This is a genomic window from Flavonifractor sp. An10 (genome assembly GCF_002161215.1).
GTDB classification, from domain to species: Bacteria; Bacillota; Clostridia; order Oscillospirales; family Oscillospiraceae; genus Flavonifractor; species Flavonifractor avistercoris.
Map to the genome: position 1 here is coordinate 194,281 of NZ_NFMB01000009.1, position 23,885 is coordinate 218,165.

30 protein-coding genes and 1 pseudogene are annotated in these 23,885 nt (G+C 65.1%); 10 read left to right on the forward strand and 21 right to left on the reverse strand.

Features of this window, described 5'->3' with window-relative positions; genetic code table 11:
* Positions 1-204 precede the first annotated feature (204 nt).
* From purM to B5E42_RS16185, 19 genes are all read right to left on the reverse strand, one after another.
* A complete protein-coding gene (purM, locus tag B5E42_RS16095; protein ID WP_087241508.1) occupies positions 205-1,251 on the reverse strand; it encodes a phosphoribosylformylglycinamidine cyclo-ligase in 1,047 nt (348 codons plus the stop codon).
* 263 nt (positions 1,252-1,514) lie between these two features.
* A complete protein-coding gene (locus tag B5E42_RS16100) occupies positions 1,515-2,936 on the reverse strand; it encodes an amidophosphoribosyltransferase (RefSeq protein ID WP_087241510.1) in 1,422 nt (473 codons plus the stop codon).
* A 2-nt stretch (positions 2,937-2,938) separates the two neighbouring features.
* The gene (purC, locus tag B5E42_RS16105) at positions 2,939-3,658 is read right to left on the reverse strand and encodes a phosphoribosylaminoimidazolesuccinocarboxamide synthase (protein ID WP_087241512.1); all 720 of its coding nucleotides are present in this window, start codon (positions 3,656-3,658) and stop codon (positions 2,939-2,941) included.
* A gap of 48 nt (positions 3,659-3,706) precedes the next feature.
* Entirely contained in the window at positions 3,707-4,201 is a 495-nt protein-coding gene (gene purE / locus B5E42_RS16110) for a 5-(carboxyamino)imidazole ribonucleotide mutase (RefSeq protein ID WP_087241514.1), read from the reverse strand.
* 309 nt (positions 4,202-4,510) lie between these two features.
* Positions 4,511-5,221 carry a 4Fe-4S binding protein gene (locus B5E42_RS16115; protein ID WP_087241516.1) on the reverse strand — a complete coding sequence of 237 codons (711 nt, stop codon included), beginning with the start codon at positions 5,219-5,221 and terminating at the stop codon, positions 4,511-4,513.
* 321 nt (positions 5,222-5,542) lie between these two features.
* The gene (locus B5E42_RS16120) at positions 5,543-5,971 is read right to left on the reverse strand and encodes a DUF3788 domain-containing protein (protein ID WP_087241518.1); all 429 of its coding nucleotides are present in this window, start codon (positions 5,969-5,971) and stop codon (positions 5,543-5,545) included.
* A complete protein-coding gene (locus B5E42_RS16125) occupies positions 5,971-7,197 on the reverse strand; it encodes a WYL domain-containing protein (RefSeq protein ID WP_087241520.1) in 1,227 nt (408 codons plus the stop codon). The genes B5E42_RS16120 and B5E42_RS16125 overlap by 1 nt, the downstream gene beginning before the upstream one ends.
* Entirely contained in the window at positions 7,197-7,595 is a 399-nt protein-coding gene (locus B5E42_RS16130) for a GNAT family N-acetyltransferase (protein ID WP_087241521.1), read from the reverse strand. Before B5E42_RS16130 ends, B5E42_RS16125 begins: the two co-directional genes overlap by 1 nt.
* Positions 7,592-8,104 carry a GNAT family N-acetyltransferase gene (locus tag B5E42_RS16135; RefSeq protein ID WP_087241523.1) on the reverse strand — a complete coding sequence of 171 codons (513 nt, stop codon included), beginning with the start codon at positions 8,102-8,104 and terminating at the stop codon, positions 7,592-7,594. The genes B5E42_RS16130 and B5E42_RS16135 overlap by 4 nt, the downstream gene beginning before the upstream one ends.
* Positions 8,101-8,613: a GNAT family N-acetyltransferase gene (locus B5E42_RS16140; RefSeq protein ID WP_087241525.1), complete on the reverse strand. Its 513-nt coding sequence runs from the start codon at positions 8,611-8,613 to the stop codon at positions 8,101-8,103. Before B5E42_RS16140 ends, B5E42_RS16135 begins: the two co-directional genes overlap by 4 nt.
* A gap of 101 nt (positions 8,614-8,714) precedes the next feature.
* Positions 8,715-9,551 (reverse strand): DegV family protein, encoded by an 837-nt coding sequence (locus B5E42_RS16145; RefSeq protein ID WP_087241527.1) that lies wholly within the window; start codon positions 9,549-9,551, stop codon positions 8,715-8,717.
* Positions 9,552-9,649: 98 nt separating this feature from the next.
* Positions 9,650-11,011 (reverse strand): alpha-amylase family glycosyl hydrolase, encoded by a 1,362-nt coding sequence (locus tag B5E42_RS16150; RefSeq protein WP_087241529.1) that lies wholly within the window; start codon positions 11,009-11,011, stop codon positions 9,650-9,652.
* Positions 11,008-11,763 (reverse strand): tRNA (guanosine(37)-N1)-methyltransferase TrmD, encoded by a 756-nt coding sequence (gene trmD / locus B5E42_RS16155; RefSeq protein WP_087241531.1) that lies wholly within the window; start codon positions 11,761-11,763, stop codon positions 11,008-11,010. Before trmD ends, B5E42_RS16150 begins: the two co-directional genes overlap by 4 nt.
* Positions 11,756-12,256 carry a ribosome maturation factor RimM gene (rimM, locus tag B5E42_RS16160; protein ID WP_087241533.1) on the reverse strand — a complete coding sequence of 167 codons (501 nt, stop codon included), beginning with the start codon at positions 12,254-12,256 and terminating at the stop codon, positions 11,756-11,758. The genes trmD and rimM overlap by 8 nt, the downstream gene beginning before the upstream one ends.
* A gap of 211 nt (positions 12,257-12,467) precedes the next feature.
* On the reverse strand, positions 12,468-12,698 hold the full coding sequence (locus B5E42_RS16165; protein ID WP_087241535.1) for a KH domain-containing protein: 231 nt from the start codon (positions 12,696-12,698) through the stop codon (positions 12,468-12,470).
* 17 nt (positions 12,699-12,715) lie between these two features.
* On the reverse strand, positions 12,716-12,955 hold the full coding sequence (gene rpsP, locus B5E42_RS16170) for a 30S ribosomal protein S16 (RefSeq protein WP_007489428.1): 240 nt from the start codon (positions 12,953-12,955) through the stop codon (positions 12,716-12,718).
* Positions 12,956-13,022: 67 nt separating this feature from the next.
* Positions 13,023-14,381 carry a signal recognition particle protein gene (gene ffh / locus B5E42_RS16175; RefSeq protein WP_087241537.1) on the reverse strand — a complete coding sequence of 453 codons (1,359 nt, stop codon included), beginning with the start codon at positions 14,379-14,381 and terminating at the stop codon, positions 13,023-13,025.
* Between the two features lie 3 nt (positions 14,382-14,384).
* Complete coding sequence (gene ylxM / locus B5E42_RS16180) at positions 14,385-14,753, reverse strand: YlxM family DNA-binding protein (protein WP_087241539.1); 369 nt, start codon at positions 14,751-14,753, stop codon at positions 14,385-14,387.
* 105 nt (positions 14,754-14,858) lie between these two features.
* Positions 14,859-15,632, reverse strand: a complete 774-nt coding sequence (locus tag B5E42_RS16185) for a formate/nitrite transporter family protein (RefSeq protein ID WP_087241541.1) — start codon at positions 15,630-15,632, stop codon at positions 14,859-14,861.
* A gap of 449 nt (positions 15,633-16,081) precedes the next feature.
* Between B5E42_RS16185 and B5E42_RS19750 the strand changes: the two genes are divergently transcribed.
* The 4 genes from B5E42_RS19750 (at position 16,082) to lgt (ending at position 19,698) form a co-directional block, all read left to right on the forward strand.
* Complete coding sequence (locus B5E42_RS19750; protein ID WP_242967189.1) at positions 16,082-16,717, forward strand: hypothetical protein; 636 nt, start codon at positions 16,082-16,084, stop codon at positions 16,715-16,717.
* A 113-nt stretch (positions 16,718-16,830) separates the two neighbouring features.
* Entirely contained in the window at positions 16,831-17,343 is a 513-nt protein-coding gene (locus B5E42_RS19755; protein ID WP_242967191.1) for an insulinase family protein, read from the forward strand.
* A 4-nt stretch (positions 17,344-17,347) separates the two neighbouring features.
* Positions 17,348-18,625, forward strand: coding sequence for a pitrilysin family protein (locus B5E42_RS16195; RefSeq protein ID WP_087241543.1), 1,278 nt, complete (start codon positions 17,348-17,350; stop codon positions 18,623-18,625).
* A complete protein-coding gene (gene lgt / locus B5E42_RS16200; RefSeq protein WP_087241545.1) occupies positions 18,622-19,698 on the forward strand; it encodes a prolipoprotein diacylglyceryl transferase in 1,077 nt (358 codons plus the stop codon). Before B5E42_RS16195 ends, lgt begins: the two co-directional genes overlap by 4 nt.
* 55 nt (positions 19,699-19,753) lie before the next feature.
* On the opposite strand, the gene B5E42_RS16205 is transcribed toward lgt, so the two are convergent.
* Positions 19,754-20,287: a nitroreductase family protein gene (locus B5E42_RS16205; RefSeq protein ID WP_087241548.1), complete on the reverse strand. Its 534-nt coding sequence runs from the start codon at positions 20,285-20,287 to the stop codon at positions 19,754-19,756.
* Positions 20,288-20,407: 120 nt separating this feature from the next.
* On the opposite strand from B5E42_RS16205, the gene B5E42_RS16210 reads away from it, so the two are divergent.
* A complete protein-coding gene (locus B5E42_RS16210; protein ID WP_087241550.1) occupies positions 20,408-20,785 on the forward strand; it encodes a helix-turn-helix domain-containing protein in 378 nt (125 codons plus the stop codon).
* Between the two features lie 14 nt (positions 20,786-20,799).
* On the opposite strand, the gene B5E42_RS16215 is transcribed toward B5E42_RS16210, so the two are convergent.
* A complete protein-coding gene (locus B5E42_RS16215) occupies positions 20,800-21,318 on the reverse strand; it encodes a methyltransferase (RefSeq protein ID WP_087241552.1) in 519 nt (172 codons plus the stop codon).
* A gap of 207 nt (positions 21,319-21,525) precedes the next feature.
* Between B5E42_RS16215 and B5E42_RS16220 the strand changes: the two genes are divergently transcribed.
* The 5 genes and pseudogenes from B5E42_RS16220 to B5E42_RS16240 form a co-directional block, all read left to right on the forward strand.
* Entirely contained in the window at positions 21,526-22,437 is a 912-nt protein-coding gene (locus B5E42_RS16220) for a stage III sporulation protein AB (protein ID WP_087241554.1), read from the forward strand.
* A complete protein-coding gene (locus B5E42_RS16225; RefSeq protein WP_087241556.1) occupies positions 22,431-22,940 on the forward strand; it encodes a stage III sporulation protein AB in 510 nt (169 codons plus the stop codon). The genes B5E42_RS16220 and B5E42_RS16225 overlap by 7 nt, the downstream gene beginning before the upstream one ends.
* Before the next feature lie 13 nt (positions 22,941-22,953).
* Entirely contained in the window at positions 22,954-23,148 is a 195-nt protein-coding gene (spoIIIAC, locus tag B5E42_RS16230) for a stage III sporulation protein AC (RefSeq protein WP_087241558.1), read from the forward strand.
* Between the two features lie 3 nt (positions 23,149-23,151).
* A complete protein-coding gene (locus B5E42_RS16235; protein ID WP_087241559.1) occupies positions 23,152-23,538 on the forward strand; it encodes a SpoIIIAC/SpoIIIAD family protein in 387 nt (128 codons plus the stop codon).
* A 25-nt stretch (positions 23,539-23,563) separates the two neighbouring features.
* Positions 23,564-23,885: pseudogene (locus B5E42_RS16240) on the forward strand (stage III sporulation protein AE); the annotation flags it as partial.

Here is a 23,885-nt window from a genome sequence, read left to right on the forward strand (position 1 = left end):
CAGCATTTGCCGCCGGCGGCGGCAAATTAAATTTTCAAGAAGTGCGGAGCAGGACATGTGCCTGCGGAGCACACCGATACTTGCTCCGCTACCGGCGGGCAACCACCCGCGCGGGCGCGGGTGAGGGGGGTATCGCGGTCATTGTGCCGCCCATAGGGCGGCGCGGTGACCGCGTATCTAGGGGGGACAAAGTCCCCCCTAGAACTATACCAATTCGACGCCGGCGTTGCCCTTGACCACGGTGCCGATGATGGAGGACTGCTCGCCCGCCCGGGCCAGCACGTCCAGGGCGTGGCCGATCTGATCCTTGGGGATGGCGATGACCAGGCCGATGCCCATGTTGAAGGTGTTGTACATATCCCGCTCCGGGATGTCGCCGGAGCGCTGGATGATCTCAAAGATGGGGGGCACGGGGAAGGAGTCCTTCTGGATGCGGGCGGTGAGGCCGGCCTTCATCATGCGGGGCACGTTCTCATACAGGCCGCCGCCGGTGATGTGGCTGATGGCCTTGACCTCCACGCCGTGCTGGCGCAGGCACTGGATGGATCTGACGTAGATGTGGGTGGGGCGCAGCAGCTCCTCCCCCAGGGTGCGGCCCAGCTCGGACACGTGGATGTCCAGGGCCTTGGGGTTGGAGTCGATGCCCAGCACCTTGCGCACCAGGGAGAAGCCGTTGGAGTGGACGCCGTTGGAGCTCAGGCCGATGAGCAGATCCCCCTCCTGGAGGGTGGAGCCGTCAATGATCTTCTCCTCGTCCACAATGCCCACGGAGAAGCCGGCCACGTCATACTCATTCTCCGGCATGAGGCCGGGGTGCTCGGCGGTCTCGCCGCCGATGAGGGCGCAGCCGGCCTGGCGGCAGCCCTCGGTGATGCCGGAGACGATGTCGGCGATGTGCTCCGGGTGGTTCTTCCCGCAGGCGATGTAGTCCAGGAAGAAAAGGGGCACGGCGCCGCCGCAGATGATGTCGTTGACGCACATGGCCACGCAGTCGATGCCGATGGTATCGTGCTTGTCCATCAGGAAGGCGATTTTCAGCTTGGTGCCCACGCCGTCGGTGCCGGACACCAGAACGGGCTTCTTCATGCCCGCCACGTCGGGGGCAAACAGGCCGCCGAAGCCGCCCAGGGTGCCCAGGACGCCGGGGATATAGGTGGACTCCACCAGGGGCTTGATGCGGTTGACCGACTCGTAGCCGGCGGTGACGTCCACGCCGGCGGCGGCGTAGGACTCGGAATGGGAGTTCTTCATCGCAAAACCTCCAAAAGAAATGAGGAAATGGTGCGCTGGGATACAGGAAAAAGCCTCGCAGAGTTTTACCCGCTTTGCGGGTAAAAGAGATTCAAAGGAAGTCCGCAGGCGAATTCACTTCGCCGGAGGACACCACTGCCCCTGGCCGCGGCGGCCAGGGCCACCCGCGCGGGCGCGGGTGAGGGGGGTATCAAAACCGCTGTGCCGCCATAGGCGGCGCGGCGGTTTTGTATCTAGGGGGGACGAAGTCCCCCCTGGAAGGATCATTCTTTCCCAGTCCAGCAATAGGTGCAGATCTTGTCCCGGTCGATGCCGATGGCCTCCAGCAGGCCGTCCAGGGACTGGTAGCCCAGGGAGTCAAAGCCCAGCTTCTCGCAGATGGCCTTGAGCATGCACTGGCCCCGCTCCGTGGAGGAGTCGGCATACTCCTCCAGATGGTTCTGGCCCTCGTCACCCTCCAGCTCCTGGATGGTGCGGCGGGCCAGCAGCTCCATGTCGGAGTTGCTGCGGGAGAAGTTCAGGTACTTGCAGCCGTACATGATGGGCGGGCAGGCCGAGCGCATGTGAACCTCCTCGGCGCCGGACTCATAGAGGAAGTCCACCGTGCCCTGGAGCTGGGTGCCCCGGACGATGGAGTCGTCCACGAAGAGGAGCTTCTTGCCCTCGATGAGCTCGGGCACGGGGATCTGCTTCATCTTGGCCACCTGGTCGCGGGCCTTCTGGTCGGCGGGCATGAAGGAGCGGGGCCAGGTGGGGGTGTACTTGACGAAGGGGCGGGCGAAGGGCTTGCCGCTGCGGTTGGCATAGCCGATGGCGTGGGGCACGCCGGAGTCGGGCACGCCGGCCACATAGTCCACCTTGGGCATTTTACCCTTTTTCACCTCGTCCCGGGCCATGATCTCACCGTTGCGGTAGCGCATGACCTCCACGTTGACCCCCTCGTAGTTGGAGTTGGGGTAACCGTAGTAAGTCCACAGGAAGGCGCAGATGCGCATCTTGTCCCCGGCGGGGGAGAGGGTCTCCCACCCTCCGGGGGTCACCTTGACGATCTCGCCGGGGCCCAGCTCATAGGCGTCGTGGTAGCCCAGCTTGTGGTAGGCAAAGGACTCAAAGGACACGCAGCAGCCGTCCTCGGTCTGGCCCACCAGCACGGGCAGGCGGCCCAGCCGATCCCGGGCGGCCACAATGGCGTCGGGGGTGAGGATCAGGATGGTGCAGGAGCCGTCGATCTCCGCCTGGGCTCGACGGATGCCGGATACCAGGTCGTCCTCCTGGTTGATGAGGGCGGCGGCCAGCTCGGTGGAGTTGACCTTGCCGGAGCTCATGGCCAGGAACTGGTGGCCGTGGTCGGAGAAATAGCGCTCCACCAGCGCGTCGGCGTTGTTGATGATGCCCACGGTGGTGATGGCGTACAGCCCCAGGTGGGAGCGCACCAGCAGGGGCTGGGGGTCGGTGTCGCTGATGCAGCCGATGGCGGCACAGCCGTGGAACTCGGAGAGATCCTTGTCGAACTTGGTGCGGAAGGGGGTGTTCTCGATGTTGTGGATCTGCCGCTGGAAGCCGTCCTTTCTGTCGTAGACCGCCATGCCCGCCCGCTTGGTACCCAGGTGGGAGTGGTAGTCGGTGCCGAAGAACACGTCCAGCACGCAGTCATGCCTGGAGATCGCGCCGAAAAATCCGCCCATGTTTATTTGTCCCCCATCAGGCGGCGCATGACCTCCTCATAGGCCTCCTCGGCGCCGCCCAGATCCCGGCGGAAGCGGTCTTTGTCCAGCTTCTCGTGGGTCTTCTCGTCCCACAGGCGGCAGGTGTCGGGGGAGATCTCGTCGGCCAGGACGATGGTGCCGTCGGCCGTCTTGCCGAACTCCAGCTTGAAGTCCACCAGATCGATACCGATCTCCTTCATGAAGCCGCGCAGCAGGTCATTGACCATCATGGTGTACTTGCGGATGAGGGCGATCTCCTCCTTGGTGGCCAGCTTGAGGGCCAGGGCGTGGGAGGTGTTGAGCAGGGGGTCGCCCAGATCGTCGTTCTTATAGGAGAACTCGAAGGTGGGCTCGTCAAACACGATGCCCTCCTCCACGCCGTACCGCTTGGCGAAGGAGCCGGCGGAGATGTTGCGCACAATCACCTCCAGGGGCACGATGGACACCTTCTTCACCGCGGTCTCCCGGTCGCTGAGCTCCTCAATGTAGTGGGTGGGCACGCCCTTGGCCTCCAGGCGGCGCATCAGGTTGTTGGTCATGCGGTTGTTGATGGCGCCCTTGCCGGTGATGGTGCCCTTCTTCAGGCCGTTGAAGGCGGTGGCGTCGTCCTTGTAGGAGACGATGACCACCTCGGGGTCGTCGGTGGCGTACACCTTCTTGGCCTTGCCCTCGTACAGCTGCTCTCTCTTTTCGTAAGCCATGATACAAACTCCTCTATACACAAAAATTTTTGATTCAGGGATTGGAACTCAGAGCGCCTCGCTCTGGAGCTTCTGATCCTTCAGCTCCACCTCGGCGGCCATGGAGGCCTTGAACTGCTCCAGCTTGTCCCCCAGGGCCTCGTCGGACAGGGCCATCATCTGGGCGGCCAGAATGGCGGCGTTGTCCGCCCCGTCCACCGCCACGCAGGCCACGGGGATGCCCTTGGGCATCTGCACCATGGACAGCAGGGAGTCCAGCCCCCCCATCATGGAGGTCTTGATGGGCACGCCGATGACGGGCAGGGTGGTGTAGGCGGCCAGCACGCCCGCCAGATGGGCGGCCTTGCCGGCGGCGGCGATGATCACGCCGAAGCCGTTCTCCTTGGCCGAAGAGGCGAAGCGCTCGGCGGCGGCGGGGGTGCGGTGGGCGGAGATGATGTGCACCTCCACGGGGATGCCGAAGGCTTTGAGCCGGGCGATGCAGGGGCGCATGGTGTCCAGATCCGAGTCAGAACCCATGATGACGGCAGCTTTTTTGCTCATAGGAACCCTCCTGTCCAAAATTCACGCTGGTCATACTGACAAATTTTAAGGAACCTGAAAAATAAATCAGGGTATCCGGCTATACGGATACCCTGATGCTATTTTTCCGCAGAAAAGGGCGCGAAGGCACGCACAGCGGGCCAATCCCCAGAGCGCAGCATATGCACCGGCGTCATGGCCCTACCTCCCCGTCCCCAGAATACCTATAATATATCGGATTTCCCGGGGGTTTGCAAGAGAAGGGGAGGAAATTCGTATGCTTTCACAACGATCTTTGGCGAAAAAGAAGCGTCAATTGTAAAGTGTGTGTCAAGTGCGGGCGGTGACGGCGCCGTCGGGGCTGATGACCGCCACGTGGAGGGGAATCTGTTTCCCGCTGGCGGACACGGCGGCCTCCGCCGCCCGCTGAATCCCGCCGCAGCAGGGCACGGTCATCCGGGCAACGGTGACGCTTCTGATGTCGTTGCCGGCCAGGATGGCGGTGAGCTTTTCCGTGTAGTCCCCCTCGTCCAGCTTGGGGCAGCCGATCAGCGTCACCTTCCCCCGGATGAAGTCCCGGTGGAAGGCGCCGTAGGCGTAGGCGGTGCAGTCGGCGGCAATGAGCAGGTCGCACCCGTCGAACCAGGGGGCGTTCACCGGGGCCAGCTTGATCTGCACCGGCCACTGGCGCAGCTGGCTGGGAATCTCCCCGGCGGCGGGGGCGGCGCTCTCCGCCGGGCGGTGGAGGGCCCGGCTCTGGCTGCCGGGACAGCCGCAGGGCAGGGGGGCGGCCTGGGCCGCTTTGGCCGCCTTGGCGGCCAGCACGGCGGCGTGGTCGTAGGCGGGGGCCTCCCGCTCCTCGAAGGTGATGGCCCCGGCGGGGCAGGCGGGCAGGCAGTCCCCCAGCCCGTCGCAGTAGTCCTCCCGGGTGAGGCGCGCCTTGCCGTCCACCATCTCGATGGCCCCCTCGTGGCAGGCGGCGGCGCACAGGCCGCAGCCGTCGCACCTGCTCTCGTCAATATGGATGATTCTGCGTTTCATGCAAAACGCCTCCTTGTCTTGTTGTGAGGACAGTTTAGCAGAATCCCGGCGCCCTGTAAGTTGCAGATGCAACGTTTTTTCCAAATTCAAAAATTTTACCGGAAGAGAAGCCCGTCAGAGTTCCTGCGGTCATCTCGGCCTAAGAGCCGCCGCAGGCGGCGGTTGGCCTGGAACGCGCCTGCGGGCGCAGGCAGCCGCAGGAATCAAATCAAAATCCGTCATCTCCGGGGATACAAGGTGAATTGCCCCGAAGGGGCAAGAGAGAGCCCCCTGGGGGGTGCGCCTCGGAAATGACACTTCTCATTTTTTGACAGGCTGAGGCTATGCCTGTCCCGCGTGTTTTGGCTTTTGTTTCAGTAACAGAAGGGCCTTCACGTCCTCCAGCACCTGGGGGGAGGAGACCTCCAGCGACAGCCAGCGGACAGAATTCATGGGCTTGGCGGAGTTCCACAGCTCCCTGGTGTACGCCGACAGGGTGGGGAGCAGGGCCTCCGCCTGGGCGGGGGCCGCCACCAGACAGGTGAAGGCTCCCGGCGTGGGGTAGAGGGTACACAGGGCCCGGCTGCCCGCCCGGTACTTGACATTCCAGCCCCGGCCCATGGAACAGCGGCTGTAGGTATACCTGGGGGCAAGGGAATAGACTTCACAGATCCAGCGGTTCAGCTCGTCCCACAGGGGGTGGGACACATAGGCGGAGAGCTGCTCCGCAGTGGGCTCCTCCGGCCCGGGGTAGATGGCGTTCCAGTCCATTACTTCCTCCATCGCAGCAGCATGGGGAAGAACCGGCGCATCTGGTCTCTGGCCTGTTCCTCCGTCATGCCGGGGTTGGCCTGCACCGTCATGGGGACGCAGAAGTCGATCATCTGCTCCATGGTCATATTGCCGGTGAAGGCCCCGTTCTGATAGCAGTATTTGCAGTAGTGGGGGCTGGGGGTTCCGTCCCGTTCGGTGCCCCGGAGGGCGGGGTCGTCCATGGGCATTGCGCAGGACTGACAAAAGGTCTGGTTCATGGCAGATTCCTCCTGTGTGTGAGATGCCCCCATGGTACCACACATATCCTGACATCCTGTGTCAGGGTTTCCGTGGTGCTCTGCCATGTTTTCCGCCAGCAGGGCCAGCCGCCGACGGAGCCCCGCCGGCTCCAGCACCTCCACCCCCAGGCCGAAGGAGAGCAGATAGCCGTACAGCCACGGATCCTCCGGGAAGGAGACGGACACCTCCAGCGACCCGTCCGCCTGCCGGGTGACGCAGCCCTCGTCGAACTCGTCATACACCCGGTAGGCGAAGGCGGGGGAGAAGCGCAGGCGCACCGACACCACCGGTGCGTCCCCCGTCCAGCCGTTTTCCATGGGCGGCGGGGAGAGCACCTGGTCGAAGGGCTCCCCGGCCTCCAGTGCCAGCATCCGGGTCAGCTTGAAGGTGCGGTAGTCCCGCCGCTCCAGGCAGAGGGCCTGGAGGTACCAGGACTGGCCCTTGAACACCAGCCGGGCGGGTCGCACCTGCCGCCGGGCGGTGGGCCCGCTGGCGGAGAGGTAGAGGAAGGAGAGCTCCCGGCGGGAGAGGATGGCGTCCTTCACCACGCCGAACCTGGCGTCGTCCTGCCCGGCGCTGCCCCAGCGGGAGAGCTCCACCCGCAGCCAGTCCGGCTCCGACCGCTGAAACAGGGCGGACAGCTTGGACAGAGTCTCCGCCGTCTCCCCTCCGGTCTCCACAGACAGGCTCCGGAGGGCGGTGAGCAGCTGCCGCTGCTCCGCCTCGGTAAAGGCGGCCCGGTGGAGGGTGTAGCCCTCCAGCAGGGCCACGCCGCCGTTCCGCCCCGGCGCGGCGTACACCGGCACCCCCGCCGCCGACAGGGCGTCCACGTCCCGGTAGATGGTGCGCACCGACACCTCGAAGTGCTCCGCCAGCTCCCCGGCGGTCATGCGGCCCCGCTCCAGCAGGAGGCAGAGCAGCTCAAACAGCCTGCCCTGGGACATCAGGGCGTCCTCAGCCGGGCCATTACCAGCAGATCCACATAGGCACCGTTTTTCACGGAGGCCTCCCGTTTGCGTCCCTCTGTTTCAAAGCCGAACTTTTCATAGAGGCGGACGGCCCGCTGGTTGTCGGCATATACCTCCAGCTCCACCCGGCGGAGCATCAGCCAGTTGTCCGCCAGATCCAAAACCGCCTCCAGCAGGGCGGTGCCGATGCCCTGCCCCTGGCAGTCGGTGCGCACCATGATACCCAGGCCGCCGGAGTGCCGCCGCCGGAGGTTGGACTCCACGGTCAGGTCGGAGGGGAGGGAGGCCGCCTGTTCAAATACGCCGGGCATGCGGCGCAGAGCGGTGATGCCCGCTGTGTCCTCCGGCCCGGCGGGGCGGATGGTGTAGTTCATGTCAAGGCCTCCCCGGAGACACGGATGCGGGCCATCTTGTACTTGTCCCGGTACTGCCCGTCCCGCACCACGGACATGCGCAGCAGGGCCTCCTTCTCAAAGCCGAACTTCTCGTAGAGGTGGATGGCCCGCTGGTTGTCGGCAAAGACCTCCAGTTCCACCCGCATCAGCATGAGCCAGTTGTCCGCCAGCTCCAGTACGGTTTTCATCAGGGCGGTGCCGATGCCCTGATCCTGGAAGTCCGTGTGTACCAGCATACCCAGGGTGCCCACGTGGCGCATCCGGGGGTTGGTGCAGACCTGGAGCCCGGCGGAGCCGATGACGGTGCCGTCCTCCAGCACCGCCACGAAGATGTGGTCGTCGGGGCCAAAACGCTGAAAGCCGTCTATGCTGTGCTGAACCCGCTCGGAGGGCAGGCCAAGGGTGTTCTCAAACACGCCGGGCATCCGCCGCAGGACGTTGAAGCCCGGAGCGTCGCCAAGCTCCATGGGACGGATGGTATAGTTCATGTCAAAGCCTCCCCGGGGATACGGATGCGGGCCATCTTGCAGTCGTCTACATAGCGCCCATCCCGTACCGTGGTCATGCGCAGCAGGCCCTCCTTCTCAAAGCCCAGCTTCTCATAGAGATGGATGGCCCGCTCATTGTCGGCAAAGACCTCCAGCTCCACCCTCACCAGCATGAGCCAGTTGTCCGCCAGATCCAGCAAGGCCTTCATCAGAGCCGTGCCCACCCCCTGGTTCTGGTAATCGGTGTGCACGTAGAGCCCCACACTGCCCACGTGGCGCATCCGGGGGTTGGAGCAGACCGTGAGCCCGGCGCAGCCGATCACGGTGCCGTCCTCCAGCACCGCCACGAAGTTGTGGTCGTCGGGCCCCAGCCCGGCGATGAACGCCTCGCTGTCGGCGGTGCGGCAGGAGGGAAGCCCTGTGGTGTTCTCAAACACGCCGGGCATCCGCCGCAGGGCGGCGGCACCCTCCGCGTCCCGGGGCTCAATGGGGCGGATGGTATAGTTCATGAAGTTCGCCTCCCGATGGGTATTTTGGCAATCATAGCACAGCGCCGGACAAAAAACAACCGCCCGGGGGATTTTCCCTCCGGGCGGAACGGTATTTTGTGTCAATAGGCCACCACAATCCCGCCGTCGTTGGCGTACATGGTGGCGATGCCGCCGGTGTCGCTGACCAGGATCTCGTCAAACCGGCACTGCTTCATGGCCAGCTCCTTGACGTAGAAGGCCCGCTCCAGACAGTTGCAGTGGACAATGGACAGCCGCTTTCCCACGTGCTTGAGGTCGTCGGCCATGAGGGCCACCATCTTGTTCAGGGCCTGCTTGACGGACATGGCCTGGCCCTTCTTGCAGATCTCCCCCTCGGGGGTGGCGCCCATCAGCAGCTTGATGTGGAGGGCGCCGGTGACGATGGACTGTACCCGGGTGAGCCGGCCGGCCTTGCGCAGGTTGTCCAGGGTCTCCAGGACAAAATAGGTCTGCATTTCATTGATATACCGGGAGACCTGATCCACCACGGTGGTGAAGTCCATCCCGGACTGGGCCAGCTCCTGGATTTTCAGGGCTACCAGCACCTCCCCCGCCGAGGCGGAGCAGGAGTTGAAGATGTGCACATTGGCGCCGGGGTGATCCTCCAGCCAGATGCTGCGGGCCTGGGCCGCCGCGTTGTGGGAGCCGGACAGCAGAGCGGAGAGGGTGACCACGTACAGGTCGTCCGCCCCGCAGTCAAAGGCCTCCAGGTACTGCATGGGGGAGGGGCAGGCGGACTGGGGAGCGGTCTCACTCTCCTTCATCCGCCACAGCAGCTCACCCTGGTCAAAGGTGTCGTCGTCCACGATGGTGTGGCTGCCCACCCGGATGGTCAGCGGCACCTTGACAAAGCACTCCTCCCGGAGCTGGGCCGGCGTCAGATCGCAGCAGCTGTCGACAATGATCTTAAAAGACATAGAAAAAACCCTCTTATATCATAATCGAAATTATATCTTTGGATTGCAGCCATTGTAGCACGCGCCGGCAAAAAAGTAAAGCGAAAAACTGTGAACAATCATCCGCTCCAGGCAAAACGATCCGGAGCGCCCACCAGGATGCGGGCGGAGCAGGGGGGCACGGGCAGCCAGGTGCGGCCGCCGTCGTTGTGAAAAATGGCGTCGCCGTTGAGCACGTCCTGGAGCACCGGCTCCTGGTGGGGGAACTCCAGGTGGATCTCCTCCTCCGCCAGGTTGAGCAGGACGTACACCCGCTGCTCCGGGGTGGCGCGGCGGTAGACCAGCTGCTCATTCTTGATCACCACGTTCTCAAAGTCCCCATAGCGCAGGGCGGGGAAGGCCGCCCGGATACGGGCCAGCCTGGACAGGTGGGCGCACAGGGTCTGATCCCGGCTCTCCATCTCCGCCAGCTCCAGGCAGGGGCGCAGGGGGGCGTCGGACTCCCTGGTGCGGGCTCCCTCCACGGCCCACTCGCTGCCGTAGTAGACGGAGGGGATGCCGGGCATGGTGTAGAGGATGGTGTAGACGTTCTCCAGGTGGCGGCGGTTGGTGAGCTGGCTGGCCAGTCGGTTCACGTCGTGGTTGTCCGCGAAGCTGTAGAGGGCCAGATTCTTGTAGATGCCGTCGGGGCCGAACTGCCGCTGGAGGGAGTGGGCGATCTCAAAGTAATTTTTGGTGTTGTGGGCCGACCAAAGTCCCTTCCAGCACTCGTAGTTGGTCACCGAGTCCAGCAGCTCTGGGTTGGCCCAGCGGGCGTAGTCCCCGTGGATGATCTCCCCCATGAGCCAGAAGTCGGGGTTCCGCTCCCGGACATAGCCCTTGAGGGCGCGGAAGAAGTCGAAGTCCACGCAGTCGGCGGCGTCCAGCCGCAGGCCGTCGATGCGGAACCGATCCATCCACATCCCCACCGCGTCCAGCAGGTGGCGCACCACGTCGGGGTGGCGCAGGTTGAGCTTCACCAGCTCGTAGTGGCCCTGCCAGGAATCGTACCAGAAGGGGTCGCCCATGGGGGAGGGGCCGCCGAAGTTCAGGTTGTGGAACCAGCCGCAGTAGGGGGAGGACTGCCCGTTTTTCTGCACGTCCTGGAAGGCCCAGAAGTCCCGGCCCACGTGGTTGAACACCCCGTCCAGCACCACCCGGATGCCGTTCTGGTGGAGGGCGTCGCACAGCTTGGCGAAGGAGTCGTTGTCCCCCAGGCGGCCGTCCACCCGGTAGTAGTCGGCGGTGTCGTAGCCGTGCCTGGTGGACTGGAACACCGGCCCGAAGTACACGGCGGTGATCCCCAGCGCCTTCAGGTGGGGAATCCAGTCGTACAGCTTGTCCAGCCGGGGCACCGGGTTAGCAAAGTCGTTATACTCCGGCGCGCCGCAGAACCCCAGGGGATAGATGTGATAGAAGACCGCGTCCTGTGCCCAGCTCATACAGAGTCCTCCTTTTCTTCCTCCTCCAGCTCACGCAGCAGCTTCTGATCCTCCTTGGAGGACAGATCCAGCCTGGCGTACAGATCCGGACGGCGCTGCCGGGTGCGGAGGATGGACTGCTTGCGCCGCCACCGGGCGATGTTCTTGTGGTCTCCGGAGCGGAGGATGGGGGGCACCCTCCGGCCGTGCCACTCCTCGGGCCGGGAGTACTGGGGGTACTCCAGCAGGCCGTTCCAGTGGCTCTCCTCCTCAAAGCACTCCGGGTCGGACAGCACGCCGGGCACCAGCCGGGCCACCGCGTCGGCCACCACCATGGCGGCCAGCTCCCCGCCGGTGAGCACATAGTCCCCGATGGAGATCTCCTCGTCCACGCACTCCTCGATGAACCGCTCGTCGATGCCCTCGTAGTGGCCGCACACCAGGATCAGGTGGTCGTGGTCGTCCCGCAGGCGGCGGGCGTCGGCCTCTACAAAGGTCTTGCCGGCGGGGGAGAGGTAGATGGTGTGCCCCGGGCCGCAGGTGTCCACGATGTGCCTCCAGCACTGGTAGAGGGGGTCGGCCTGCATCACCGCCCCGTGGCCGCCGCCGTAGGGGTAGTCGTCCACCTGCTTCTGCTTGTTGAGGGTGTAGTCCCGGATCTGGTGGGCCTCGATGCGGATGATGTCCCGCTCCTGGGCCCGGCCCAGGATGGACTCGTTCATCATGTCGCCCACGGTCAGGTCGAACAGGGTCATAATGTCGATTCTATACATCGGTTCGCATCCCCTCGATCAGCCGCACCTTGAGATAGCCGCCCTCCACGCTGGTCTCCACCAGGAACTCGTCCGCGGCGGGGATCATATACTCGTGCTCCCCCTTGACCACGTAGACCTCGTGGGCGGGAGGGGTGAGCACGTCGGCCACCACCCCCAGCTTCTCCCCGCTGTCGGCGTCCAGCACCTCCAGGCCGATGAGATCGGCGATGAAGTGCCGGCCCTCGGGCAGCTCCACGCCGGTGCGGTCGATGAACACCGTCTTGCCCTTGAGTACCATGGCGGCGTTCACGTCGCTGACCCCCTCCAGCTTAGCCAGCACGTTGCCCTTGTGCACCCGGCGGGCCAGGACTTTGACGGGCCTGCCGTCCAGGTAGAGGGTGTCGAACTGGCAGAGGAACTCCGGCGTGTCACACCAGGGGACGATTTTGACCTCCCCCTGGATGCCGTGGGTGTTGACGATCTGCCCGGCCTCTAAAAATTGATTTTTCATCGGTATCACTCCGGAATTCGCGCCGCAGCGCGAATCAATTTCAATTCCTGTCCGGAGCAGGACATGTGCCTGCGCAGGACACCATAACCTGTGGCCGCGGCGGCCACAGCCGCCTTTGCTGTGCAAAGGCGAGGGGGGTATGGAAGAAGCCGGCCGACCATCTGGTCGGCCGGCTTCTTCCAATCTAGGGGGGACAGCGTCCCCCCTGGACTTAGTCGACGATTTCGACGGAAACCTTGGTGCCCTGGCGCTGGGCCACCGAGCGCATCAGCGCCCGGATCTCCTTGGCGATGCGGCCCTGACGGCCGATCACCTTGCCCATGTCCTCGGGGGCCACCCGAAGCTCCAGGACGGTCTCGCTCTCGCCCGGATACTCGGTGACCGACACGGCGTCGGGATTGTCCACCAGATTCCGGGCGATATAGGTGAGCAGTTCCTTCATGCCAGCCGAGACCTCCATTAGATGGCGCCAGCTTTTTTCAGCAGGGCCTTCACGGTCTCAGTGGGCTGAGCACCAGTCTTGATCCAGGCCTGGGCGCGCTCGGCGTCCACCTTGATCTCGGCGGGCTGGGTCAGAGGATTGTAAGTGCCGATCTCCTCGATGAAGCGGCCGTCACGGGGATAGCGGGAGTCCGCCACCACGATGCGGTAGAAGGGGGCCTTCTTGGCGCCCATCCGGCGCAGTCTGATCTTAACCATTGTATCTTCACCTCCATGTAATTTCGTACATCTATGGAAACGCGCCGCGGCGCGCTTACCAACTCACTTAAAAGGGCATACCGGGCAGCTTGCCGAACTTGCCCATCTTTCCCATCTTGCCCATGCGCTTGAGCTGCTTGTTGGAGAGCTGACGGGTCATCTGGCGCATCATCTCAAACTGCTTGAGCAGGCGGTTGATGTCCACCACCTGGGTGCCGGAGCCGGCGGCGATACGCTTCTTCCGGCTGTTGTTCAGCAGGGAGGGATCCTCCCGCTCGGCGGGGGTCATGGACAGGATGATGGCCTCGGTGCGGGAGAGGGCCTTCTCGTCCACATTGGCCCCGTCCAGGGCCTTGGCGTCCACGCCGGGGAGCATCCCGGCGATGTCGGCCAGGGAGCCCATGCTCTTGATCTGCACCAGCTGGTCGTAGAAGTCGGCCAGGGTGAATTTATTCTTCCGGAGCTTCTGCTCCAGCTCGGCGGCTTTCTTGGCGTCAAAGCTCTGCTGGGCCTTCTCGATGAGGGAGAGCACGTCGCCCATGCCCAAAATGCGGGAGGCCATGCGGTCGGGGTAGAAGATGTCCACCTGATCCAGCTTCTCGCCCTGGCCCACAAACTTGATGGGCTTGCCGGTGACGGCCTTGATGGACAGGGCCGCGCCGCCCCGGGCGTCGCCGTCCAGCTTGGTGAGCATGACGCCGGTGATGTCCAGCGCCTCGTCAAAGGCCTTGGCGGCGTTCACCGCGTCCTGGCCGATCATGGCGTCCACGATCAACAGGATCTCGGTGGGGTCGATGGCGGCCTTCATCACCTTCAGCTGCTCCATCAGTTCCTCGTCCACGTGGAGCCGGCCGGCGGTGTCGATGAACACGATGTCGTTGCCGTGCTGCTTGGCGTGCTCAATGCCCGCCCTGGCGATGTCCACCGGGTCGATCTGCCCCATCTGGAACACGGGCACGTCCACCTGCTGGCCCACCACCTCCAGCTGGGTGATGGCGGCGGGGCGGAAGGTGTCGCAGGCCACCAGAAGGGGCCGCTTGCCCTGCTTCTTCATGAAGCCCGCCAGCTTGGCGCCGTTGGTGGTCTTGCCGGCGCCGTTGAGGCCCACCAGCATCACCACCGTGGGGGGCTTGGGGGAGATGGTCAGCTTGGTGCTCTCGCCGCCCATGAGGTTGGTGAGCTCCTCGTTGACGATTTTGACGATCATCTGGGCGGGGGTCAGGCTCTCCAGCACGTCGGCGCCGATGGCCCGCTCGGTGACGGTGGCCACGAACTGCTTGACCACCTTGAAGTTCACGTCGGCCTCCAGCAGGGCCATGCGGATCTCCTTCATGGCCTCCTTCACGTCGGCCTCGGAGAGACGGCCCTTGCCCCGCAGCTTCTTGAACGCCGCGGAGAGCTTTTCGGTCAGTCCTTCAAATGCCATGGATTACTCCTGTTTCAGCTGGGAGAGGACGTCCTTGAGCTTGTGGCACAGAGTCTCCACCTCGTCGTCCTGCCAGCGCTCGTCGTTGCGCTTTGCGATGGCGTCCACCGCCGTCTCCATCTGGGCAAACTGCTCCTGCATCCTGTGGAAGCGCTTGATGATGCCCGTCTTGTCCTCCAGCTCCGTGAGGATGGCCTCGGCCCGGACGATCACGTCCCGGACGCCCTGTCGGGTGATGCCGTAGTTCTCCGCGATCTCGGCCAGGGAGAGATCCTCATTATAATAGAGGTCGTAGAACTCCTTCTGCCGGTCGGTGAGCATGTCGCCGTAGAAGTCGTAGAGCAGGGCCATGCGGTAGGCCTGATTCTTCATGCGGAGCGCCTCCCCTCGGAACTGTGTAAAGGTGGTAAAGTTTTTGAGCTTTACAACAGATGTGATGATACTATAAATTGAACCGCTTGTCAAGAGAAAAATGGCCTACAGCGCGGATTTTTCCGGCTCCGCCGCGTACCACAGGGGCAGGCCCAGCAGCGCCGCCCCGCCAAGCAGGTTGCCCAGGGTGACCCACAGCAGGTTCCATCCCATGGCGGCGATGTCCGCGCCGGGCACCAGCAGGGCGCAGAGGGAGAAGTAGGCCATGTTGGCGATGGAGTGTTCCAGCCCGGTGAGAACGAAGGTGGTGACCACCAGGAACACCACGATGGCCTTGGCGGTCTCGCTTTTCAGACGGAAGCCGGCAAAGACGGCGATGCACACCAGGAAGTTGCACAGCACGCCCCGGAGCAGGAGCAGATACCAGGGGGGAGACAACTTTCCGGGCACCAGGATGGCCAGATAGGCCCCCAGCAGATCGCCGCTGGCGCCGGAGCCGGCCAGCAGCAGGCAGAGCACCAGAATCCCCGCGAAGTTGCCCACCCAGGCCAGCGCCCAAACCCGCAGGGTGCCGCCCGCTCCGGCCTTTCCCTCGTAGAGGGAGACGCCCATCACCAGGGTACAGCCGGTGAACAGCTCGCCCCCCAGCAGGACGATCAGCGTCAGGGCGGCGGAGAAGGTGACCGCCGCCAGTAGCCGGGCCACGGGGAGGCTGGTGTCGTAGAACCAGGCCGCGCAGAGGGTGGAGAGCAGGGTGCCCACGAAGATGAAGGCCCCCGCCATGGCGGCCCGGGCGAAAAAGCGGCCGGGGGCGGAGCGGGACAGCTGGAGCTTCTGCGCCCCGGCCTGGGTGAGTGCGTTTACTGCGTCACGTGTCATAAATTGCCTCCTTCTCGGGACAGTGCGGATTCCTTTACATCTATTGTAATGCGTACTGAACAAAGCCGAACACCTTGAAAGCCAACGCTTTCAAGGCCTATTGGCTTTGTTCAAGTGCAAGGGTTTTGGGCCGAAACAGCCAAAAACCCTTGCACTTCCTGAGGCGGCATGGATATGCCGCCTCAGGAGGACGCATTGCAACAATGGCTGAATTCTTCCCACAAACGCCGATTTTGGCGTATGTGGGAAGAATTGCGCGGCTACGCCGCGCGAATAAACCGCTTTGCGGTTGATTCAGCAGACATTATTGTACCGGAAGGGGGAGGGGAGGGCAAGCCGCCGCGGCGCCAATCTTTTTTCGTTTTCCTAGTGTCAAAACCGTCAAAACGTTGTATAATATGCGGTGCTGAACCATTGAGATTTCCTGCCTCAGAAAGGAATGGTAACCCGTGATGGAAGTCACACGGACGGAATTGCTGCCCGGCGTCCACCTGACGGCGGTGCAGACAAAGAAATTCAAATCCAGCGTGCTGGGGATGCAGTTCCTCGCCCCGCTGGCAAGAGAGACGGCGGCGCTGAACGCCCTGCTGCCCGCGGTGCTCCGCCGGGGCACTGCGGCCCACCCGGACATGGAGAGCCTCTCCGCCGCCCTGGACGAGCTGTACGGCGGCACCCTGGAGCCCACGGTGCGCAAGAAGGGGGAGGCCCAGTGCGTGGGCTTTGTGGGCAGCTTTCTGGACGACGCCTACACCCTGGACGGCTCCGCCGTGCTGGAGCCGGCGGCGGCGCTGCTGGGGGAGCTGGTGCTGGAGCCCTATACCCGGGACGGGGCCTTCTGCCCCGACTACACCCGGCAGGAGCGGGAGAATCTGGTGAACCGCATCCGCGCCCAGATCAACGACAAGCGGCAGTACGCCCAGCTGCGGGTGGTGGCCGAGATGTGCGCCGGGGAGCCCTTCGGCGTGGACAAGCTGGGGGATGAGGAGACAGCCGCTGCCGTCCCCCCCCAGGCCCTGTGGGAGCACTACCAGAAGCTGCTGCGCACCGCGCCGGTGGAGTTTTACTACTGCGGCTCCGCCCCTTGAGCGGGTGGAGGCGCGGTGCGGGCCATCGCCCGGCGCCTGCCCCAGGGGGCGGACGCCGGTGCCCCGCCCCGCAAGGGAGCGCCCCGCCCAGCCCGCCGGTGGAGGCCCTGGACGTGACCCAGGGCAAGCTGTCCATGGGCTTCCGCACCGGCGCCGACGCCTGGGACGAGGACTACCCGGCCCTTACCCTGGTCAACGCCGTCTACGGCGGCACCACCACCTCCAAGCTGTTTATGAACGTGCGGGAGCGCCTGTCCCTGTGCTACTACGCCAGCTCCGGCCTGATGAAATACAAGGATGTGATGCTGGTGTCCTCCGGCGTGGAGTTTGACAAGGTGGGCCAGGCCCAGGACGAGATCCTGGCCCAGCTGAAAAACTGCCAGGAGGGCCAGTTCTCCGACGACGAGCTGGAGTGGGCCCGCCGGTCGGTGGTGAGCACCCTCATGACCACCCTGGACGCCCAGAGCCGGCTGGAGGACTACTGGCTGGGCCAGTCGGCCGCCGGCCTCACCGAGGCCCCCGACGAGCTGGCGGAGCGGGTGGAGCACACCACCCGGGAGCAGGTGACGGCGGCGGCCCAAAAGCTGACGCTGGACACGGTCTATTTCCTGAAAGGCAAGGAGTGAGCCCATGGTAAGCAAGGAATACCCCCGCATCGGGGAGACGATTTATCACGCGGAGCTGCCCAACGGCCTGCACATCTATGTGGATCGGCGGCCCGAGTTTCAGAAGAGCTACGCCTTTTTCGCCACCAACTACGGCGGCATGGATATGAAGTTCCGCCTGGACGGCCAGTGGCGGGACACCCCGGCGGGGGTGGCCCACTTCCTGGAGCACAAGATGTTCGACACTGAGGACGGCAACGCCCTCCAGGATCTGGCGGCCAACGGGGCGTCCCCCAACGCCTTCACCAGCTCGGCCATCACCGGCTATTTCTTCGAGAGCACGGAGAAGTTCTACGACAATCTGAAAATCCTCCTGTCCTTTGTGTCCATCCCCTACTTCACCCAGGAGAGCGTGGACAAGGAGCAGGGCATCATCGGCCAGGAGATCCGCATGGTGGAGGACGACCCGGAGAACCAGGTGTTCTACGGTCTGATGGAGTGCCTGTTTGACCACCACCCCATCCGGGTGCCCATTGCCGGCACCCAGGAGTCCATCTCCCACATCACCGCCGACACCCTCTACGCCTGCCACAAGGCGTTCTACACCCCCTCCAACATGGTGCTCACCGTGGCGGGGAACGTGGAGCCGGAGAAGGTTGTCCGCATTGCGGAGGAGCTCCTGCCCAAGGAGCCCGGCGGGGAGATCCAGCGGGACTACGGCGGGGAGGAGACCGGCCGCGCCGCTTCGGCGGAGAAGGAGCTGACCATGGAGGTGTCCACCCCCATCTTCCAGCTGGGCTTCAAGGCCGATCCGGCCCCGGCGGGGGAGGAGCACCTGCGGGAGCAGCTCATGGGCGAGCTGGCCTGTGAGGCCCTGCTGGGCAGCTCCAGCCCCCTGTACGCCAAGCTGTACAGCGAGGGCCTGATCAACAAGAATTTCGGCTACGGCTTTGAACTCTACCCCGGCTGCGCCCTCATGGCCGCCGGCGGCGAGAGCCGGGATCCCAAAGCCGTGCGGGACGCCGTGCTGGCCGAGGGGGAGCGCCTGGCCCGGGAGGGCATCGACGAGGGCCTGTTCCGCCAGCTGAAAAAGGGCGTCTACGGCGCCAAGGTGCGGGGGCTCAACTCCTTTGAGAACGTGTGCATCGAGCTGGCCCAGGCCCATTTCGCCGGGGTGGAGTACCTCACCTTCCCGGAGGTGTTCGACGGCATCTCCAAGGCCGACGTGGAGGACTGCATCCGCCGCTGGGTGACCGGGGAGCGGTGCGGCCTGGCCGTGATCCGGCCGGGGGAGACGGCATGATGGGTACCGTCACCTTCCCCGGCCTGGGGCTGGAGTTCCACCTGAACTCCATTGCCTTCCGCATCTTCGGCTGGCCCGTCCACTGGTACGGCATCATCATCGCCGCCGGATTTCTGCTGGCGGTGCTGTACTGCTGCCACGTGTCCGGCCGGTTCGGCATCAAGCAGGACGACATCATCGACATGCTCTTCTTCGCCGTGCCCCTGTGCATCATCGGGGCCCGGCTCTACTACATCATCTTCTATCTGGATCTCTACCGCCGGGAGGACGGCTCCCTGGACTTCGGGGCCATGGTGCGCATCTGGGACGGGGGCCTGGCCATTTACGGCGGGGTCATCATGGCGGTGATCGTGCTTTTCGTGTTTTGCAGGGTGCGGAAGATCAAGTTTCTGGCCTTTGCGGATCTGGGCGTATACGGCATGCTCATCGGCCAGATGATCGGCCGGTGGGGCAACTTCGTCAACATCGAGGCCTACGGCGGCCCCACGGATCTCCCCTGGCGCATGGGCATCTACGCCTACGTGGACGGGGCGCGGCAGTACATGGAGGTGCACCCCACCTTCCTGTACGAGTCCCTGTGGAATCTGCTGGGCTTTGTGCTCCTGGTGGTGATCGCCAGAAAGTGGCGGAAGTTTGACGGCCAGATGTTTTTGAGCTACTTCGCCTGGTACGGCGTGGGCCGGGGCTTCATCGAGGGCCTGCGCACCGACAGCCTGTACTTCTTCAACACCCCCATCCGGGTATCCCAGGTGTTCGGCTTTGTCACGGCGGCCATCGCCATCGTGCTGCTGATCATCAACCTGGGCTTCCGGAAGCACGATCCGGACGACCTGTGGGTCAACCGGGTAAAGAAAAGCGCCCGCAGGGTGGCCCTGGTCTATGTGGAGGGCGACCCGGCGGGGGCGAAGTGGCTGAAGGAGCAGAGCAGGCGCCTGACCCAGGAGTTCGCTAAACTGGAGACCTACGCCCTGCCCGCAGGGACTTCCGCGGAGGAACGGGACGAGCTGCTGACCGCCCTGAAAGAGCGGGAGGATCTGAGCGACGTGCTGGTCTACCAGCAGAAACAGCCATAGCCAAAAAGAGGGAGTCCCCCGGCTCTGCCGGGGGACTCCCTTGTATGTTGCTTTCTCAGCCCACGTAGTTGACACCGATGCGGTTCTGGGGGATTTCCCGGGGGGCGTAGCTCTCTTCGGACTGTCCCAGAACCAGGCCGCAGCAGGGGACAAAGCCCTCCGGCAGGCCAAGTGCCTTCACCAGCTCGGGGCGGCCGCTCAGGGCCACAACGGCCCCCCAGATGTAGCAGCAGCCCACGCCCAGGGCGGTGGCGGCCAGGGACATGGTATGCACCAGAATGGCGGCGTCGGAGTAGGCCGGGTTTGCCATGGCCTCACCGGGGAACCGGGAGGAGGCCACCACCAGGGTCGGGGCCCCGTAGAGGGGGTGAGAGCCGGGCTGGCCCATGAACTCGGCGCAGGCGGCCTCGATCTCGGCCAGCAGCTTGGCATCGGTGATTACCGTCAGGTGGACGTTCTCATACTGCCCCATGGCGGTGGGGGCGGTGTTGGCGGCCTGGAGAATCTTCTGCAGCTCCCCGTCGGAGACGGGAGCACCGGTGTAGCTGCGGATGCACCGGCGGGACTGGAAGAGTTCAAAGGGATTCATGCAAACAACTCCTTCTTGTAATTGGATTGTAGTTTTATTATACTAAAGAAGAAAATGGATGCAAGTACGCAGAAATAACCGACTAAGTATCAAATCTCTGACTATTGGGAGGAATCCAAGATGGAGCACGGCACCTTTCAGGAGTATCAGGCCCGCCTGCGGGTGGAAAACGCGGCCATGACCTGCCCCGTGGGGCGCACCCTGCGCCTGTTCCAGGGAAAGTGGGCCATCCGCGTGCTCTTTGAGCTGAGCAAGACGGACACGGTTCGCTTCGGAGCGCTGAAGCAGCGGGTGGAGGGCATCACCAACACCATGCTGACCTCCACGCTGCGGCAGCTGGAGGAGAACGGCCTGGTTCGCCGGGAACAGTTTAACGAGGTGCCGCCCCACGTGGAATACGCCCTCACAGAGGCGGGGCGGGATCTCTACCCCATCTTCATCGAGATCGGCCGGTGGGGGGAGCGGTACCTGCCGGCGCCGGCGGGGCTGGGCACCTGAACGGTTCGTCCCCGTCAGAGATAGCGGCGAACCCGCCCCATATAGCGGGTGTATGCCGCCCCGAAGGTGCGGAGGCACCACCGCTCCTCCGCCCGAATGAGCACGTGGGCGGTGAGCTGAAACACCGCCAGGCAGAGCAGCAGGGGGAGAGACCGGGTGAGCAGGGCGCAGCCCAGAAACAGGAGAAAGTAAGCGGCGTACATGGGATTCCGGGACAGGCGGTAGACACCGGACTGACAGAATCCCTCCTCTGACGGGGCGGCAAAGGCGGCCACGGACAGCACAAGCAGCAGGAGGCCCGCCGCATACAGGACTCCGCCCGCCCGGAAGCAGGCAGGCGGGGCAGCTTTGACCCGGGAGAGCAGAATGAGGAGCAGAAGGGCCGCGGTGGAGAGCTGATAGATCCACAGGGCCGCCCGCTCCCACCCCTCTACAGGCGGATAATGGGCGGCACGCCGCAGGCCGTCCGGGCTCAGGGCAGACAGGAGCCCAAAGCGGATGAGAAAAAAGGGGATCAGGAGCAGAGCGGCCACGAGTACACCTCCCATCGGCCGGAATACTGCCCTGATTGTACCACAGAACGGCTGGCGCAGGAAGCCGGCAGGGCCAGGAAATGGGCGGGGGATCCGTTTGGATCCCCCGCCCGTTCCTGTTTTGGGGCCCGGGCATACGGACCCGTGGCATAAACGGGGACAGGCGTTCATAGGATGTGCCAAGCACAGAAGAAGGACGTGAGCAAGATGACGGATGAGCGAGACACGGCCCGGTTCCGCCAGGCGGCGGCCCTGCTGCCGCCCCGGCTGCGGCAGATGACCGGGGGCCTGGACAGGGAGAGCCGGGGACGGGCGGAGGAGCTGCGCCTGCGGACGGGCCGGCCCATGACCGTGGTATTCCCGGAGGGGGAGCGCCCCCTGTCCGGGGAGCCGGTGACCCAGCGGGAGCTGTACGCCGTATTGGAGACCGCCACCCAGGCCTCCGCCCACGCCGCCCTCGAGCGGGTGCGCAGCGGCTTTTTCACCGTGCAGGGCGGCCACCGCATCGGCATCTGCGGTACCGCCGTGGTGCGGGACGGGGCGGTCATCAATCTGCGGCAGCTCTCCTCCCTGGCCATCCGGGTGGCCCGGGAGGTGCCCGGCGCCTCCGCGCCGGTGCTGGACAGGCTGTGGAGCGAGGGGGAATTTCAGAGCACCCTGCTCCTCTCCCCGCCGGGGGGCGGCAAGACCACCCTGCTGCGGGATCTGATCCGCGCCCTCTCCGATGGAGAGGGACATCCCGCCCTGCGGGTTGGTGTGGCGGACGAGCGGGGGGAGCTGGCGGCCATGTACCAGGGGGTGCCCCAGCTGGCCGTGGGCGGGCACACCGACGTGCTGGACGGCTGCCCCAAGGGGGCGGCGCTGCTGATGCTCCTGCGGGGCATGAATCCCCAGGTGCTGGCGGCGGACGAGATCACCGCGCCGGAGGACGCGGCCGCCCTGGAGATGGCGGCCAACTGCGGCGTGGCCCTGCTGTGTACGGCCCACGGGCGGGAATTGGAGGACATACAGACCCGGCCCCTGTACCGGAGGCTGCTGGACGGGAAGCTGTTCCGGCGGCTGGTGACCATCCGGCGGGACGGCGGGGAGCGGGCTTACCGGGTGGTGGAGCTGTGCTGAGGCTGATGGGCGCCGCCCTGCTGGTGGGCGGCTGCGGCGCGGTGGGCTTCTCCGCCGCCGGGCGGCTGGCCCGGCGGGTGGGGGTGCTCCGGGCCCTGCTGGGCGCACTGGAGGGGATGGAGCGGGAGCTGTCCTTCCGCCTCACCCCCATGCCCGAGCTGCTGGAGCGGGCGGCGGAGAGCCCGCCGCCGGCAGGGGAGCTGTTTGCCCGCTGCCGGGCCAGGCTGGACGAGCTGGGGGAGCGGCCCCTCTCCCAGCTGTGGCGGGAGTCGGTGGAGGACACCCCCCTGGGGCTGACCGGGCCGGCGCTGCTGGCCCTGGAGGAGCTGGGGGACGTGCTGGGCCGGTACGACGGGGAGGAGCAGCGCTCCGCCCTGGCCCGAACCCGGGCGGAGCTGGGCCGGGCCCTGGAGCAGGCCCGGGAGGAGTCGGAAAAGCAGGGGCGGATGTACCGGGCCCTTGGCCTGACGGCCGGGGCGATGCTGGCCATCCTGCTGCTGTGAGGGGGAGAAACAGATGGATGTGGATTTGATTTTCCGGATTGCGGCCATCGGGATCCTGGTCTCGGTGCTCAACCAGGTGCTCTCCCGCTCCGGGCGGGACGAGCAGGCCACCATGACCACCCTGGCGGGCCTGGTGGTGGTGCTGGTGATGGTGGTGCAGCAGATCAGCGATCTGTTCGATCTGGTCAAGAACCTGTTCGGGCTGTAGGCCATGGAGAGCGTGGTCAGACTGGCGGCCGCCGCCGTGGCCGCCGCCCTGTGCGCGGTGGTGGTCAAGCAGCACGCCAGGGAGGTGGGGGCGGTGCTGGCCCTGGCCGCCGGGGCCCTCCTGCTGGGGGCGGCTCTGGGTGCCATAGAGGAGGTGCGCGCCCTGGCGGACGAGCTGGGGGAGCTCATCGGCCTGTCCCCGGCGGTGCTGGCGCCGGTGCTCAAGACGGTGGGCATCGCCATCCTGACCCGTATTGCCGCCGAGCTGTGCCGGGACGCGGGAGAGGGGGGCATCGCCGCGGCGGCGGAGACGGCGGGAGCCGCCGCCGCCGTGCTGACGGCCCTGCCCCTGCTGCGGGCGGTGCTGAGCACCATAACGGGCTTGCTGTGAGGGAACATAGATCGGAGAGGTACCAATGAGACGAATCATACTTGCATTTCTGGCCGTGCTCCTCCTGCTGCCGGGCGTGGTGACGGCGTCGGCCAGCGGGGGGGACGTGCTCTCCGCCCAGTCGGAGGCCCTGGATCTGGACGGCCTGGAGGACGCGGCGGGGGACTGGCTGCCCGGCGTGGAGCTGGAGGCGGGGCTGAGTCTGGACGAGGGGCTCCGCTCCATCGTGGACACCGGCAGCGGGGAGCTCTTCGGCGTGGTGCGCAAGGCGGTGCGCAGCGGGGTGCTGCTGCTGGCGGTGGTGCTCCTGTGCGGCCTGGCGGAGGGGCTGTACGCCGGGACGGGGG

What these genes read in the sequence shown, in the direction of transcription:
- B5E42_RS16120 (WP_087241518.1), bottom strand. Translation starts at nt 5,971, where the DNA reads ATGGACTGGAACGCCATCTACCCCGGGCCGGAGGAGCCCACTGCGGAG.
- B5E42_RS16115 (WP_087241516.1), bottom strand. Translation starts at nt 5,221, where the DNA reads ATGAAACGCAGAATCATCCATATTGACGAGAGCAGGTGCGACGGCTGC.
- lgt (WP_087241545.1), top strand. Translation starts at nt 18,622, where the DNA reads ATGATGGGTACCGTCACCTTCCCCGGCCTGGGGCTGGAGTTCCACCTG.
- trmD (WP_087241531.1), bottom strand. Translation starts at nt 11,763, where the DNA reads ATGTATAGAATCGACATTATGACCCTGTTCGACCTGACCGTGGGCGAC.
- purE (WP_087241514.1), bottom strand. Translation starts at nt 4,201, where the DNA reads ATGAGCAAAAAAGCTGCCGTCATCATGGGTTCTGACTCGGATCTGGAC.
- B5E42_RS16205 (WP_087241548.1), bottom strand. Translation starts at nt 20,287, where the DNA reads ATGAATCCCTTTGAACTCTTCCAGTCCCGCCGGTGCATCCGCAGCTAC.
- purC (WP_087241512.1), bottom strand. Translation starts at nt 3,658, where the DNA reads ATGGCTTACGAAAAGAGAGAGCAGCTGTACGAGGGCAAGGCCAAGAAG.
- B5E42_RS16165 (WP_087241535.1), bottom strand. Translation starts at nt 12,698, where the DNA reads ATGAAGGAACTGCTCACCTATATCGCCCGGAATCTGGTGGACAATCCC.
- B5E42_RS16145 (WP_087241527.1), bottom strand. Translation starts at nt 9,551, where the DNA reads ATGTCTTTTAAGATCATTGTCGACAGCTGCTGCGATCTGACGCCGGCC.
- B5E42_RS16100 (WP_087241510.1), bottom strand. Translation starts at nt 2,936, where the DNA reads ATGGGCGGATTTTTCGGCGCGATCTCCAGGCATGACTGCGTGCTGGAC.
- spoIIIAC (WP_087241558.1), top strand. Translation starts at nt 22,954, where the DNA reads ATGGATGTGGATTTGATTTTCCGGATTGCGGCCATCGGGATCCTGGTC.
- B5E42_RS16130 (WP_087241521.1), bottom strand. Translation starts at nt 7,595, where the DNA reads ATGAACTACACCATCCGCCCCGCCGGGCCGGAGGACACAGCGGGCATC.
- B5E42_RS16185 (WP_087241541.1), bottom strand. Translation starts at nt 15,632, where the DNA reads ATGACACGTGACGCAGTAAACGCACTCACCCAGGCCGGGGCGCAGAAG.
- B5E42_RS16140 (WP_087241525.1), bottom strand. Translation starts at nt 8,613, where the DNA reads ATGAACTATACCATCCGCCCCATTGAGCCCCGGGACGCGGAGGGTGCC.
- B5E42_RS16220 (WP_087241554.1), top strand. Translation starts at nt 21,526, where the DNA reads ATGACGGATGAGCGAGACACGGCCCGGTTCCGCCAGGCGGCGGCCCTG.
- B5E42_RS16210 (WP_087241550.1), top strand. Translation starts at nt 20,408, where the DNA reads ATGGAGCACGGCACCTTTCAGGAGTATCAGGCCCGCCTGCGGGTGGAA.
- ylxM (WP_087241539.1), bottom strand. Translation starts at nt 14,753, where the DNA reads ATGAAGAATCAGGCCTACCGCATGGCCCTGCTCTACGACTTCTACGGC.
- B5E42_RS16135 (WP_087241523.1), bottom strand. Translation starts at nt 8,104, where the DNA reads ATGAACTATACCATCCGTCCCATGGAGCTTGGCGACGCTCCGGGCTTC.
- rimM (WP_087241533.1), bottom strand. Translation starts at nt 12,256, where the DNA reads ATGAAAAATCAATTTTTAGAGGCCGGGCAGATCGTCAACACCCACGGC.
- rpsP (WP_007489428.1), bottom strand. Translation starts at nt 12,955, where the DNA reads ATGGTTAAGATCAGACTGCGCCGGATGGGCGCCAAGAAGGCCCCCTTC.
- ffh (WP_087241537.1), bottom strand. Translation starts at nt 14,381, where the DNA reads ATGGCATTTGAAGGACTGACCGAAAAGCTCTCCGCGGCGTTCAAGAAG.
- purM (WP_087241508.1), bottom strand. Translation starts at nt 1,251, where the DNA reads ATGAAGAACTCCCATTCCGAGTCCTACGCCGCCGCCGGCGTGGACGTC.
- B5E42_RS16125 (WP_087241520.1), bottom strand. Translation starts at nt 7,197, where the DNA reads ATGTCCCAGGGCAGGCTGTTTGAGCTGCTCTGCCTCCTGCTGGAGCGG.
- B5E42_RS16150 (WP_087241529.1), bottom strand. Translation starts at nt 11,011, where the DNA reads ATGAGCTGGGCACAGGACGCGGTCTTCTATCACATCTATCCCCTGGGG.
- B5E42_RS16235 (WP_087241559.1), top strand. Translation starts at nt 23,152, where the DNA reads ATGGAGAGCGTGGTCAGACTGGCGGCCGCCGCCGTGGCCGCCGCCCTG.
- B5E42_RS16195 (WP_087241543.1), top strand. Translation starts at nt 17,348, where the DNA reads ATGGTAAGCAAGGAATACCCCCGCATCGGGGAGACGATTTATCACGCG.